This is a genomic window from Alkalimonas collagenimarina (assembly GCF_030717845.1).
Taxonomy (GTDB): Bacteria; Pseudomonadota; Gammaproteobacteria; order Enterobacterales; family Alteromonadaceae; genus Alkalimonas; species Alkalimonas collagenimarina.
In genome coordinates this window covers 1-14,002 of record NZ_JAUZVZ010000019.1, presented here as the reverse complement: position 1 = coordinate 14,002, position 14,002 = coordinate 1, and the positions used below count along the sequence as shown (strand labels likewise).

9 protein-coding genes are annotated in these 14,002 nt (G+C 49.4%); 3 read left to right on the top strand and 6 right to left on the bottom strand.

Annotation, left to right across the window (positions count from 1 at the left end):
• Positions 1–91 precede the first annotated feature (91 nt).
• Positions 92–628 (top strand): hypothetical protein, encoded by a 537-nt coding sequence (locus Q3O60_RS12810; protein WP_305894338.1) that lies wholly within the window; start codon positions 92–94, stop codon positions 626–628.
• A gap of 55 nt (positions 629–683) precedes the next feature.
• Here Q3O60_RS12810 and Q3O60_RS12805 read toward each other — a convergent pair whose 3' ends face one another.
• The 4 genes from Q3O60_RS12805 to Q3O60_RS12790 all read right to left on the bottom strand — a co-directional run bounded on the left by Q3O60_RS12805 (position 684) and on the right by Q3O60_RS12790 (position 8,498).
• Positions 684–1,169, bottom strand: coding sequence for a methylated-DNA--[protein]-cysteine S-methyltransferase (locus tag Q3O60_RS12805; protein ID WP_305894337.1), 486 nt, complete (start codon positions 1,167–1,169; stop codon positions 684–686).
• Positions 1,162–2,706 (bottom strand): DNA-3-methyladenine glycosylase 2 family protein, encoded by a 1,545-nt coding sequence (locus tag Q3O60_RS12800; protein WP_305894336.1) that lies wholly within the window; start codon positions 2,704–2,706, stop codon positions 1,162–1,164. The genes Q3O60_RS12805 and Q3O60_RS12800 overlap by 8 nt, the downstream gene beginning before the upstream one ends.
• Before the next feature lie 8 nt (positions 2,707–2,714).
• On the bottom strand, positions 2,715–6,071 hold the full coding sequence (locus tag Q3O60_RS12795) for a TonB-dependent receptor domain-containing protein (protein ID WP_305894335.1): 3,357 nt from the start codon (positions 6,069–6,071) through the stop codon (positions 2,715–2,717).
• Positions 6,072–6,437: 366 nt separating this feature from the next.
• Complete coding sequence (locus tag Q3O60_RS12790; protein ID WP_305894334.1) at positions 6,438–8,498, bottom strand: S9 family peptidase; 2,061 nt, start codon at positions 8,496–8,498, stop codon at positions 6,438–6,440.
• A 466-nt stretch (positions 8,499–8,964) separates the two neighbouring features.
• Between Q3O60_RS12790 and Q3O60_RS12785 the strand changes: the two genes are divergently transcribed.
• Both Q3O60_RS12785 and Q3O60_RS12780 read left to right on the top strand, forming a co-directional pair.
• Complete coding sequence (locus tag Q3O60_RS12785; protein WP_305894333.1) at positions 8,965–9,963, top strand: efflux RND transporter periplasmic adaptor subunit; 999 nt, start codon at positions 8,965–8,967, stop codon at positions 9,961–9,963.
• Between the two features lie 6 nt (positions 9,964–9,969).
• Positions 9,970–13,128: an efflux RND transporter permease subunit gene (locus Q3O60_RS12780; protein WP_305894332.1), complete on the top strand. Its 3,159-nt coding sequence runs from the start codon at positions 9,970–9,972 to the stop codon at positions 13,126–13,128.
• Between the two features lie 34 nt (positions 13,129–13,162).
• On the opposite strand, the gene Q3O60_RS12775 is transcribed toward Q3O60_RS12780, so the two are convergent.
• Both Q3O60_RS12775 and Q3O60_RS12770 read right to left on the bottom strand, forming a co-directional pair.
• Positions 13,163–13,543, bottom strand: a complete 381-nt coding sequence (locus Q3O60_RS12775; RefSeq protein WP_305894331.1) for a response regulator — start codon at positions 13,541–13,543, stop codon at positions 13,163–13,165.
• Between the two features lie 204 nt (positions 13,544–13,747).
• The gene (locus Q3O60_RS12770) at positions 13,748–13,942 is read right to left on the bottom strand and encodes a hypothetical protein (protein WP_305894330.1); all 195 of its coding nucleotides are present in this window, start codon (positions 13,940–13,942) and stop codon (positions 13,748–13,750) included.
• Positions 13,943–14,002: the final 60 nt, after the last annotated feature.

The following is a 14,002-nucleotide window of genomic DNA, read 5'->3' as shown; positions in this document are numbered from 1 at the left end:
GCTGCTGCTTGTTAGTCTCGGCACTTAACGTAAAACGAACCTGCTTTGGTGATTACAAGTCTTGTTTCGCCAAACAGAAAAGGAGACAAACATGAAGAAACTGAGCCAATTATTTTGTGCTGTGGCGCTAGGAAGCGTCGCTGCAAGTGCAACTGCAGTAAATTGGGATCACGTTGGTTTTGGTTATATTGATCATTTTGGGTCAGGAGCTTACCTCAATTTGAGCCATCAGTTGGAGCCAAGCTGGGTCGTTCGCGCTGACGTGAATCGCGTTTCAAAACATTCCGTTGATGTCAGTGAGTTATCACTCGGTGCAAACTACCTGACCGGATTTCAGCTGGATTTTGCTCCTTCAGTACAAACCTATATTAAAGGTGGTTTACAGCATGCGTTCGAAGATGCCAGTGAGACGGGCATCTATGCCGGCTTTGGGATTGCAGATAAGCTAACTCCTGAAGTGGAATGGTTTACCGAAGCAAGCTATCACACCATTGGCCGCGACTATGGCAGTTTAGGTGCAGGCCTTGCTTTTTACTTTAGCCCGGATTGGGCGGCTCGCTCCAGCGTTGCACTGAACAGTGGCAATCGCTCGAATGAATTTCGTCTGGGTGTGTCTTACCAGTTTTAATACCGGGATTGATTTCACGGCTGTTGCCCATCCTTCAACAGCCTTGCTCACCTGGTTACCAACCTTCATGATTGAGTAACCAGGTTTTTTTATCCAGCCCACCTGCATACCCCGTTAAATGGCCATTAGCGCCAATCACCCGATGACATGGGATCACAATAGCAATAGGGTTCCGGCTATTGGCCATTCCGACAGCTCGCACTGCCTTTGGATTATTGATTCGGTTCGCCACCGCTTGATAACTACAGGTTTCCCCATAAGGGATGCGTTGCAATTGTTGCCAAACCTGCTGTTGAAAGTGCGTGCCCTGTGGCGCTAATGGCAATTCAAAATGTGATAATTCACCAGCAAAATAACTATGCAGTTGTTCATAGGCTTGCTTCAAAACCCCAGTAATAGGGGCTTGATACGGTTGTGAACGGGTAGGGTACTGGTCTTTGGCTAATTCATCGGCAGCAACAAAGCGCACTGCGATAATGTGTTCGTGTTCAGCCACTAATTGAATAGGGCCAACCGGGCTTGTGATCATACATTCATGCATTGGATGTTCCTTGCTGTAACCAAAGTTGTAGTGTGGCGTAACTGCGCCAAGGCGCCAGTGTAGTATCAGAGGCTGTTGCTTGCTTTTGCTGCAAAGCTTTACGGATCCCCAAGTCGCCTGCTAGCCAAATATCTGTTTGTTGAAGGCCACGCATACGAGCATAATTGACAGTCCAAGGGCCAATCCCCTTCAGTGCCAGCCATTGCTCTGGCGAGCAATGGGGTTGCTGAAGCATGAGCCCGGCAAAGGCTCGTAGCGTTTGGCGGCGAGCATCAGGTAACTTCAGCATTTGTAAATCACTGGTAGCTACTGCTTGAGGGCTGGGAAACAAGGTTTTATCTGTTAACGAATCGATGGTCACTCCAAGCGACGACACCAAGCGATTTAGGTGTGTTCTGGCAGCGGCCACACTGACTTGTTGGCCCAAAATAGCACGCACTCCGGCCTCCCAAAGGCTCCATATCCCCGGGATGCGCAAACCGCTGATCAAACCACGGTGAAACCAAGGGTGCGTCGCAAGTTGCTGCTCGATTAGCTGGCAATCGGCGTCCAGGTCGAGCACCCGACGTATGTGTTTCACTAAAGACCACAGCTCACGACCGGCAGGCCAATGCAACTGCAATTGCAGACTATTGCCGGAGCCAGCTTGCACGATAAACCAGCCCTGTTGTTGCTGCCATTCAAAAGTGCGACCATAGCTGTCTTCAGTACACCATTCAACGCCTTGCAGTGTTCTGCTTCGCCAAAAATTTAGCATGCTTTGCCATGCCAGTGGAGGGCGATAACTGAGTTCTAGCTGAAGTAGGCCATCGGTTCGGGAGGGGGCTTGCCGTCTAATCTTACCAGGTGTCAGTTGCAGTATTTTCACGAAAGCATCGTTAAAACGCCGGATACTATGAAAGCCTGCCATCATCGCTATTTGTTGGATAGGTAGGTTGGTTTCGTGCAGTAACTTTTTAGCAAATAACACTTGCTGAGTGATGGCGTACTGCTTAGGCGAAATACCAAGTTGCTGCTGAAATAATTTACGTAAGTAGCGTTCGCTAATGCCCAAACGATGGACGAGTTCAGATTGAGTTTGATGCTGTAATGCACCTTCATCAATCAAGCGCAGCGCACGTTGTAAGGTGGTGTCACTGCCTTGCCATGCCGGTGAGCCGGGTGCGCTGTCCGGTCGACAGCGCAAACAGGGGCGATAACCTGCCGCTAAAGCCGCAGCACCTGATTGGAAATACGTCACATGGGCTTCTTTGGGAGCTCGAGCTGGACAGACTGAGCGGCAATAAATTCCGGTTGAGTTCACGGCCGTAAAAAACAAGCCATCAAAACGCGGATCTCGGCTTAAGCGAGCTTGACGGCAGATATCAGGAGTCAGCATCAACAATCTCTGGCAAGGAATGTAAGCTGAGTATATCAGGCTAAGCAAAAAATACTGGCCGGATCCGGTACTGAATAGAGTTATGTGGCAAACCTTGGTAGCACTACGGGCACCAACAAAAAAGCTCTGGCACAGGCCAGAGCTTTTGATCGTGCTCATGCATCATACTAGAGGCGTAAATTCACCCCGACAAAGAAGGTGCGCCCGGCAGCACTGGCTGGGTAGGCATAGTTAGTGATAAAGGGTTCTTCGTTGGTTACGTTATTCACACCACCATATAGCATAAGCTCTGGACTAAACTGATAACTAGCATTGAGATTGTGCACCAGGGTGGATGGCATCATGACAATATCACCGTACAATGACTGATAGGTATCCTTATTGGCAAAGCTAAGTAGCTGCTTACCATGGTACTGAGTTTGCCATGCCATGCGTAGATCTTGATATGACCAGCTAAGGTTGGCATTGCCAGCTAGTTTCGGGTTACGGATCTCTTCTAATCTATCATTTACATCGTTGACATCAAGCGGGTTGGTAAAGTCCTTCAACTTTTCCATGCGTGTGCCAGCAATACGAGCACTCAAGTTATGCTCTCCCAGACTAAAACTGTAACCAACAGCAAAGTCATACCCTGCAGCTTCACGCTTAGCGAAGTTAATATCGGTGGATTTCATAAAGTTGAAGCCACCAAAAAATAGCGAACCTGGATCAGAGTTTCTGGTTAATAGTTCACAAAACTGTTCGTTTAAGCTAGCACCAGTAAAGCAGCCATCGGCAATATTCTGCCCGCTGACGGCGTTGATGGCATCTTTTAGCTCAATACTCCAGTAATCCAGGCTCATGTTAAAGCCCGGCAAAAAGCTTGGTGTAAAGACAAAACCAACGGTTAAGGTTTCTGCCGTTTCTTCACGTAAATCCGGGTTACCACCAACGACACCTCCAAAAGCTGCAGTTAATGGGTCGGAGAAATCATAGTTGCCACTGCCATCAAATGGATCCAGGCCAATGCTATTGAAGAACGCCACACAGTTCGCCTGAGTATTATTCGCTCGCTCAGGGTCATTGGCTCTGATGGCATTGATCTGCGCTGCATCACAAGGATCAGCAGGGCGGAAGGTAGTCCCCGTTTCTGGCCCGAACAGTTCGGTGATATTGGGTGCCCGCACTGCTTCTGAGTAACTGCTACGCACGCGTAGATCTTGCACCGGCGCCCATAACAGGTTGGCTCGCCAGGTAGTCGTAACACCAATGGTGGAGTAATCCGACACCCGAGCCGCTAAATCCAGCGTTAATTCATCGGCCAAAAAGACATCGAACAACAAAGGAATCGATAGCTCACCAAAGACTTCATACACATCGTAGCTTCCGCTTTCGTTGCGGACGATGGTTTCTGGCCGGAAGGTCAGGCTAGCATTGGTGGAGGCGTCGGCAACATTGCTGCCTGCCGGTAGCGGTGCCCCCTCTGGGATGACACCACGGCTCCATGCATCAAATTCGGCCTTGGATGTTTCGCGGCGGTATTCTACCCCGGCAGCAAAAGCAATGGCGCCACCTGGTAATTCAAAGTAATCGGCAAAGTCACCAGCCAGTGATGCACTGAGTACGGTTTGATCCAAGGTGATTTTGCTTTCATTGGTTCGTGTGACCCAGTCCAGTGCTTCTTGGGTAATACCGGTTCGGCCCGCCCAGATATTAAGGGGGACACACTGACCATCACCTGGTGTAAAGGTGAAGTAGCCTGGATCGTAAGTTGGAATATTAAATGGGGTACCCATTGCGGCTGTGGCAGGGTTTACATTGACCCGGCAATCAGCTTGACCGGTCGCTGGGTTGGTCACGGCATCAATGGCGGAAAAGAAGCGATCGACAATGACTTGATGGGTAGACTCGGATTTACGCGTAAATTGGCCATAGACAGCACTGGCATCCCAGCTCCAGCCATTATCCAAAAAGCCATCAATACTGACGACACCACGCACGGTTTCCCGTTTGTTCGTCACCATAGCATCACCCAGACCAATGGGATCGATGGTTAGACTCACACCGCCGGTTTGCTGAGCGATAGGACGAATAAACTCAGGCAAAAATGGGTTATCCGGAGCACCAAGTAGCAAATCCCAGAACGACGTAGGGTGAATGGTGTTTTGCACTTCTTGGCGAACGTACTTCAGCTCACCACGCAACACAATATCGGATGTCAGATCGTAACTTCCGAGTAGATTGAATGCTATCCGCTCTTCTGGTGTCAGTAAGTAGCTGTTATTTTGTTGAATGGTGTCAAATGAGTCGCCACCAAAGCCTTGAGTCGGGCTAGCGACCAGACCATCTTGCACTGGCCGATAGGTGCCGTCCGGCTGAATAGTCCAACAACCACCTAAAGCACCAAAGGCGCCAGGAGCGAATGAGGACGTCCAGCCAGTAAAGGAATCCAGACAGTCTGGCACACCATTGCCATCGAGATCGATGGGAGTGAACTCATCAAAACCAGCAAAAGTAAAACCATTTCCCGGAGCAATTATTCCATAACCGGAGGAAAACGGAAAGGTTCGCCCTTGCAAAATAGCGCGTTGTGGCGCATTGGCCGCCCGGTCGATCAACGCCAGCTCCGCGGGCGTCAGGTTTGGCCGGGAGCCAAAGCTGGCTTCGAAGTTATCCAAAAATGCATCGACAGAACCAGGAATATTCAGACCATAACCTGGCCTGCCTTGCGATGGGTTGTAAAATTGGTGAAAGTTAGGTGTGTTGCTGGCATTTAGATCGCCGATTTGAAAACGTCGGTCTGGATTAAGCCAATCACGACCTGAACCAATCAAATGACCATCCTTGCGCTCATAAGCACGTAAGCCTCGATCTTTGCCATAAGAGACATTCACGGCAACATTACCGCGATTGTCGGCAAAGTTACTGCCCCAGGTTGCATCCAGCTTGTACTTATGAGCCCCGCCTTCATCAGCGCCACTGGTTTGAGCATCAAACTCAAATCCTTCAAAATCATCGCGTAAGATGAAGTTGACTACTCCGGTTACCGCATCGGCACCATAAACCGCAGAAGCGCCGCCCGTCAGTACTTCAACCCGACGAACCAGGCTGGTTGGAATGGAGCCAACATCTACGGCAGATGAACCCTGAGTTCCACCCACGTGACGTTTGCCATTAACGAGAACCAAGGTGCGGTTCGATCCCATGCTACGTAAATTGAGTACGTTGGTGCCACTGGCAAAGCCACTTTCATTGGCCATTGAGCTGGTAGTGGAGGAAAATAGCGCCGGAATATCGTTGACCACATCGGCAATGGAAAACTCACCCGACATACGTATCTCTTCTTCGCTAATGGATTGCACTGGCGATGGCGACGCTAAGTTGGCATCACGGGCAATCCGTGAGCCTGTCACCATAATCCGCTCTACACTCTCTTCTGCTTCAGTCACTTGATCATCAGCAAGTAGTATAGGGGAACAGAATAGTGAGGATACCGCTGCTGCAATTATTGATTTTTGGTACATGTCAATGCATTTTGTCTTCATTATCGCTCCACTCATCTCATGTTGTTCTTATAGAGCATGGCAAAAAACGTGCCGTTGACAAGCTTTTTTATGCACTTAATTATGGCATTTAACATAGAATTATGAATTTTTATGCATAAAACATGGGTTTAGGCGGGTGTTTTTTGATGTTTTAATTAAATTATGCACTATTTTGGTGCTGAACCTAGAATAGGTAAGTTGATTAAAAATAGGGAGCTAGCATAGCGATGCATGCAGGTTGAGCATGTTGCGTCAGTACAATGCAGCATAATGCTGTAATAGTTATGCGATAAAAATAAAAGTGGGCTCTTTACAATTAAGAAACCCACTTGCTTTTTATATTTTCAGTTTAGCAAAGTAGCTGGGTTAATCGACTTGCTCTTTGGCCTTCGCTGCGGATTGCTGTTGGCTGATCCGTTCTGCATGAGCAAGCTCATGCGGAGGGAGTTCGGTCTGCTGTTGTACCAAAAAGTGATCCATCCAACGCATTAAGCGCATGGCGTAATCCAATTGAGCAGCAGCACGTTGATTGCCATGGCCTTCACCAGGGTATAAGACCAAACGGACAGGCACTTTGCCGATGGTTTTCAAGTAGCGATATAGTTCCATCGATTGGCTAGGGTGAACTCGGGTATCATTTTTACCGTGCATAATCAGAAGTGGCGTTCTGGCCTGTTCAGCATAATAAATGGGGCTTCGCTCCAGATACCACTGCCATTTGTCCCAGGGGTAGCTGCGCGCATGCACCAAATGCATTTCATTAGGTATGTCGGTGGTACCAAACTTGGATAAATTATTACTGATGCCAACAAACATGACACTGGCAGCAAAATGCTCAGTCTGTTTGGTCGCGGCCCAGGCAGAGGCATAACCGCCATACGACCCACCAGTGATACCAACCCGGTTGCTATCGACAAGCCCGGCAGCAACAAGAGCATCTTTTGCATCAACCAAATCATCGAACTCTTTACCAGCATAATCATTTTGCCCTAGCTTGGTAAATTCAACACCACGGCCAGTACTGCCTCTATAATTGGGGAAAAACAGCATGTAGCCTTCGGCGGCTGCATAATGAACCGGGCTGCCATAGCGATCAAGCCAACCATTGGATATATGTGCTTCAGGGCCACCATGCACGACCATGATCAACGGATATTGCTTACCTTCCTCGTAGTTCAGGGGATAAACCAAAACCCCTTCAAGCTCCAAGCCATCACGGGCTTGGTGACGAAAGGTTTCTTGCCTGGGCATGCTTATCTCAGTGAGCCAGGGATTGGTGTTGGTTAGTTGATGTAAACGACCACGATCGGTGAGTTGGTACACCTCCGTTGGATGTTCTGCTTTATGAAGCAACACGCGACCCTGACGCTGCCCCGTGGGCCATTCCATTCTGCTGATAATGCCTTCACCAGCATTGAGGATCCGACTGACACGTTGATTCCGAAGATTGACACTACCGACTTCGGTTTCGGTGCCGACATGCCCTACAAACAGCAACTGATTATCCGAGCGCCAACCCAGGCCGCGGACATGGCCTTGATAGTTTGGCAGCAACTCTTTTATTGAACCTGTGGCGACATCGGCCAGCATGAGCCTTCCAGCAGATGGGTCATGCTGATCTTCTGCACCAATAAAAGCGAGTTGCTGGCCATTAGGAGAAAACAAGGCTTGATCCAGCTTACCTTCAGTCGCAAAGCGCTGTTGTAGCTCGCCCGATAAATCAATCAATTGATAGCGGCTACGCATTAAATCGTCATCAACCAAAGCAGTTGGTGCGACACGAACCAGTAGCTGGTGCTGTCCTGGCTGAAATTGGACGGATAAAACATGCTCAGTCAAAGTGATCGGTTCTGCCTGCGCCTGTGCAGCGGTTAAATCCAAGATAAACAGCTGGCTATGAACATTATTTTCTTCATACACTTCGGCTTTAAAACCATGTTTTTGTGCTTTTTGCTTGGAAGAAGGCACTGCAGGCTGCGCACGGAAAACTAAGTAACGACCATCATCACTTAATGCATAGGATTGAATGCCTTGTTGATGCTCGTAGACCTTGACGGCTTCACCACCATCAATAGCGATGCGGTACAGGCTATTTTGCTTATCGTTCAGCCGGCGAGAGATAAAAAATAATTGGCGATTATCAGCGCTAAATTGTACCTGCAGCACACGACTTGAGCCAGTGACAAAAGCTTTGCTTTCGCCGCTACTATCGAGCACAAATAGCTCACGATGAGAGACCCCATCTTCCTCTTTGTAAGGGTGACGTGGTCGGTTTCGCACAAAGGCAGTTAGTTCAGCATCTGAACTAATGGCAACTTGACTGATGCTATTTAGTTGAACTGTTTCTTCCAGGGTCATTGGTCGTGCAACTAAGTTGCAGACAAATAGTAAGGCGGTGACAGCTAGTAATCGACAAGCAAGTTCCATGGCATATCCTTCAGTCAGCTATTGTATGTACTTGAAATACGAACGGTAGCAGAGTTTGGATGTGGCGCTAAGGTTGGACGGGGCTAGAGGTATAGAAATTGCGATGAGTGCCGATGCAGCCGTATCGGCACTCGATCGGATTAAACCTCCCGCTTCAATTAACCACGACATCAATTTACTGCACTAAGCCAGCATTGCCATTCAGGCTAATCACCAAAGGATTTTCCAGAATGCAACAGCAAGCTTGAACAAAAAATGTACAAAATAGTGTTCTATCGTATCTGTTTGTTTAAAGAGCGGATGCCCATCATTTTTTGTGGCTGGCAATGCTATAGTGGTTCTGTTTGGTCTTATCCACTATAGCTACTATGGAGGAAGCCGTTTGATCCGTTCATTGGGTATTTTTGCTTTTATAAGCTGTATGGCTTGGTTTTTGGTTGCTTGCCAGCCAGGGCAGGATGATCAAGTGAATCACACTAGTTCACCAATGGCGGAACGAACCATCGCTGTTGCCGCTGCCGAGGTTCAGTCTCGCGATCTCTCAAGGCGGTTGGTACTATCCGCAACGGTGCAACCATTACAAACCGTCCGTTTGGCGGCACAAACGCGGGGTATTGTGCAACAGCTGCATGTGGAAGTGGGCGATCAGGTGGAGCAAGGCGATCCATTATTGAGCTTAGATCAGGCTGAACAAGGTGCTGAGTTGGCCCGGGCTGAAGCGGTATTGGAGCAAGCTAAACTGGCCTATCAACGTCAAGCTGAGCTTTATAGTCGGCAGCTCACCAGTTCGGCGGAATATCAGGCTCAGGCTGCTGAACTCCGGGTTGCTGAAAGTGAGTTTGTGTTGTGGCAGACGCGGGTCGCTTTTGGCACCATTGTGGCACCGCGTGCGGCGGTCGTGAGCCAGCGTTGGGTCGAATTAGGCGAAAGCATTCGGGAGCAAGATCCATTACTTGAACTGACCGATATGTCACAACTGGTGGTGCATCTTGGTGTGTCTGAGCTGGATGTTGCTCACTTAACAGTTGGCCAGCAAGTTGAAGTAAAGCTGGATGCACTGCCGCAACACCCTATTACCGGCCAGATCCGGCGTGTATTTCCCACGGCTGAACTAAGCAGCCGATTTATTACGGTCGAAGTCGCTCTACCCGGTACCGCTTATCAACAAGGCATTCGCCCCGGTTATTTGGCTCGGGTGAATTTAACCATTGATGCGCGCGAGCAGGCATTGGCTATCCCTGTTTCGGCACTGATCAGTAGTGACGAAAGTAGCGATGATGAAAACCAGTATGTGATGTTGATTAAAGATGATCGCTTACTCAGACAAGCTGTCACCACCGGCGTGCAACGGGGGCAGTGGCTAGAAATCACCTCTGGTATAGAGGCTGGTGATGTCGTACTGGCAGCGCAAGCGAGTGATATGAATGAAGGTCAGCGTGTTCGTATTGTTGGTTGGCGGGGGTAGTTTCAGATGACCCAAGGCAGCAAAAAACGCATATCGGCCGTGACCAGTTGGGCCATTGATCGGCCAGTCGGTACGCTAGCGCTTGCTTCAGTGATTTTAGTGCTGGGTTTATTTTTTATTCAACGCTTGCCGGTTGATCTGTTGCCACACATCGAGTATCCACAAATTCGGGTCACAGTGAATTACTCCGGAGTTGCCCCTGAAGTGATGGAAGAGCAGGTGACCCGGGTGCTAGAGCGTAACTTAGCCTCGGTGGAAAATCTGGTGCACATTGACAGCAGGGCATCGGAAGGACGGACCAATGTCAATTTGCATTTTAGCTATGGCACCAATTTAGATGTGGCGCTGCAAAATGCATCTCGGGCACTGGAATTAGCCAGAACCCAATTACCACGAGATATAGAACCTCCTCGCCTGTATAAGTTTGATCCCTCACAGGCCCCAGTCTGGCAAGCGGGTTTTAGCTCGCCCATTCGCACCGAAGTGGAAGTACGAGACTGGATTGATAACCGCCTGACACCGAATTTAATTGCCATTGAAGGCGTTTCATCTGTCGAAGCCGCTGGTGGTTTAGAGCGAGAAGTTCAGGTGGTATTGGATCAACACCGCCTGGCAGCGTATCAGCTAACGATGGACGATGTAGTTCGCATTTTGGCGGCTGAAAATATGGACATTGCCGGCGGCTGGGTGACGTCCAATCGTTTTGATGTGATGTCAAAAACAGAAGGTCGTTTTCGCTCAGTAGACGATATCGAGCAGTTGCTGCTGCCGTTGCCGCACTCAGAACAGCGGATCCGTCTACGGGAAGTGGCACAGATAACCGATGGCTATCGTGAGCAGCGAGTGTTTAGCCGCTTGAACGGCGTGCCTGCCGTACAATTATCTATTTTTAAATTACCAGAGGCCAATACCGTCGAAGTGGTCGAGCAGGTACAGGCAGTGATCGCTCAACTGGAGCGATCTGGTTTTATCCCAGATGATATGGCGGTGCAGGCGATCAATGATCCGGCTTTCTTTATTCGCGGCGCCATCGCTAGTGTCTCTACTGCGGCCATATTGGGTGGGGCGCTCGCCATGCTGGTAGTGTGGTTGTTTCTCGGCAGTTTGCGCAAGAGTTTTGTGATTGGCCTGTCTATCCCTATTGCGTTAATGGCTACCTTTGCCTTGATGGGACAAGGTGGGTTGACCATCAACATCATTAGTTTGGGTGGCTTAGCGCTTGGTATCGGCATGCTACTCGATAATGCCATTGTGATGTTGGAGAATATTTTTCGGCACCACGAGCAATTAAAAAAACCGGCGAATCAGGCTGCAAAAGAAGGCTCGGCAGAAGTGGCCTCGGCTGTTATCGCGGGCACGATGACCAACTTAGCAGCAGTGGTACCCTTTTTGTTGATCACTGGTATGGCAGCGTTGATTTTTAAAGAAATGATCCTGACTATTTCTTTTGCCATCTTGGCTACCTTAGTGGCCGCTCTGACGTTGGTGCCGATGCTAGCCGCTTTATTAGGAAAGGTGCGGTGGCAAAGTGGTTTGATCCGTAGTTGGCCAGTACGGTCGTTTCATCAACTACTGAACAAACTTCGGGCAGGTTATGGGCGTGTATTGACTGAAACTTTGCGATTTCGTTGGCTGGCACTGGGGTTAGCTTGTCTGGCCTTTATTGGCAGCTATCAAGTGTCCAAGCAGCTGGGCGGTGAGTTTTTGCCGCCGGTTGATGATGGCAGCGTATCGGTTCGTATTGTGCTGCCTCCGGGCACTCCACCGCAGGAAACCGAGGCGATCAGTCGGGAAGTTGAAGCGGTGCTGGCTGGTCTGCCCTATGTGGAAACCTTGTTTGCACTGGTCGGTGGGCATTTAAGCGGTGGTATCGTCAATGAACGGCCGGGAGTCGCTAATTTTCGTATGCAACTTACACCAGCCAGCCAACGACCAGAGATGACGGCAGGGCAATGGGTGAGCCTAACTCAGCAAGAGCTGGAAAAGTTATCGTTGCCCGGCGCTCGCATTAGTGTGCGGCCGCCAAGCATTCGAGGCTTGCGCTTTGGCCGGGCCGGTGCAGATTTCTCCGTGGCCATTGTCGGTGAGGATTTAGCAGCTTTGCATCAGGTATCCAACCAGATCGCCGCTTTACTGCAAGGTATCCCGGGCTTACAGGGGCTGGAAACCGCTCGGGAAGAGCAAAGCCCCTTATTGCAAATTCGAGTCGATAGAGAGCGGGCTGCTGATTTTGGTTTAGGCGTGGCGGATGTAGGGCAAGCGATCCGTCAGGCGGTGCACGGTGCTGTGCCTTCACGCTTTATTGACCAGAATCGTGAGTACGACATTCGTGTGCAATTGCCGCGTGATCAGGTCGAAGATGCCGAACAACTTGGCAATTTATTGCTCTTTCGCCAGCAGGGACAAACCGTTTTTTTGCGTGACTTAGCCCGTTTTGAGTTGACGGATGGGCCCGCGCATATAGAGCGTGAAAACCAGAGCAGATTGCTGCGGATGAATGCTGATATCAATACCGCAGAATCCGATGTAGCCACTTTAATGGCCGAGGTTGAACGCCGTTTGGAGGAGCTTGAAATGCCCGATCAATTCAGTTTAATTTTGGGGGGGCAATGGGAAACCATGCAGGAAACACAGCGTGAGCTTGGCATTGTGATTCTACTGTCGGTATTTTTGGTGTTTGTAGTGTTGGCCGTGCAATACGAGCGGTTAAGCAACCCACTGGTGATCATTACCGCAGCTCCAATGTCGCTGATGGGAGTCGTGCTTGCCTTGTGGCTCACCGGTAGCCTGTTGTCTGCTCCGGTGCTTATTGGTGTCGTGCTGTTGATTGGTATTGTAGTGAATAACGCCATTTTGTTGGTTGAATACATTGAAATTGGTCGGGCAAAAGGTCTGGCTATCGAACAAGCTATTGTTGAGGCGGGGCAGGTGCGGTTACGACCTATCTTGATGACGACGCTGACCACGGTTCTGGGCATGACTCCGCTCGCGATAGGCTTGGGTGAAGGGGCTGAAATTATGCGGCCGTTGGCGATCAGTGTGATCGGTGGTTTGCTGGGTGCAATGCTGCTTACGTTATTGCTGGTGCCGGTATTGTATCTACTGATCACCGGTTCTGCTGAGCGATTGGGACATTTCGTAACTGGTTCTAAATCACGAGAGTAGATTGCTGCCATGAAACCAGCGTGGTGTAACTCTGTCAGACAAGGCTTTGCTGATGGTCATTTTTATGCAAAATGGCTTTGATTTTTTGTGCCGAGAATGGCTTGGCGACAAAGCCAGAAGCGCCTGCAGCCAGACTTAACTTTAGGTTTTCCACCGTGGTATGTGCGGTGACGACGATCACAGGGGTATCCGGCAAGCGTGGCTTTAGGTGGCTTAATACACTGGTGCCATGCAAATCAGGCAGCTCTAAATCCAGAAATATCACATCGAAGGGTTGTTGCTGGGCCAGCTCAATGCCAGTAAGGCCATTAGGGGCATCGTGGATTTGTTGAAATCCCAATAACTTTAGGGTTTGACGCAATAGTTCGCGGATGGTGGCATTGTCATCAATAATCAGAGCTATGTTTGTGTTCATCGCAAGCGTCCTTGTGCTGTAAACCGCAGCATGATTCCATATAAGTCAGTATAATCGCTGACTCTGAGTTGTCCGTAACTCGCAATAAATATAACTCATTTATCAGATTTTCATCAGTATAGATGCTTTATAGCTGAAGTGCGACAACCATGCCGATATTGCCGCTGAAAAAAAGGCCAGCATATGCTGACCTTGGCTCTAGTACTAAACACTAATATTAATGTTCTGACCCAAGTTTCCAACCGCCTGAGAGGTTTGCACCTGCTCACCGGTTTTCATCGCACTATCCAACAACATAGTCGTCATCTGTGCTTCCTGGTTCATTTGCTTTTTTGCCATGACAGCTCCAAGCACTTCAAACGCCTGAGCCGAAGCTGCAGCGCCGACGGATTGACTCATAAAACCTCCTTCGGTTAGAGTAAGTCGTCATCAAATTATCGGCTGATTGGGCTATTACTT

Excerpts from the sequence above, each read along its gene's own strand:
- Q3O60_RS12780 (WP_305894332.1), top strand. The coding sequence starts at position 9,970 with ATGACCCAAGGCAGCAAAAAACGCATATCGGCCGTGACCAGTTGGGCC.
- Q3O60_RS12805 (WP_305894337.1), bottom strand. The coding sequence starts at position 1,169 with ATGCATGAATGTATGATCACAAGCCCGGTTGGCCCTATTCAATTAGTG.
- Q3O60_RS12795 (WP_305894335.1), bottom strand. The coding sequence starts at position 6,071 with ATGAAGACAAAATGCATTGACATGTACCAAAAATCAATAATTGCAGCA.
- Q3O60_RS12775 (WP_305894331.1), bottom strand. The coding sequence starts at position 13,543 with ATGAACACAAACATAGCTCTGATTATTGATGACAATGCCACCATCCGC.
- Q3O60_RS12810 (WP_305894338.1), top strand. The coding sequence starts at position 92 with ATGAAGAAACTGAGCCAATTATTTTGTGCTGTGGCGCTAGGAAGCGTC.
- Q3O60_RS12790 (WP_305894334.1), bottom strand. The coding sequence starts at position 8,498 with ATGGAACTTGCTTGTCGATTACTAGCTGTCACCGCCTTACTATTTGTC.
- Q3O60_RS12800 (WP_305894336.1), bottom strand. The coding sequence starts at position 2,706 with ATGAGCACGATCAAAAGCTCTGGCCTGTGCCAGAGCTTTTTTGTTGGT.
- Q3O60_RS12770 (WP_305894330.1), bottom strand. The coding sequence starts at position 13,942 with ATGAGTCAATCCGTCGGCGCTGCAGCTTCGGCTCAGGCGTTTGAAGTG.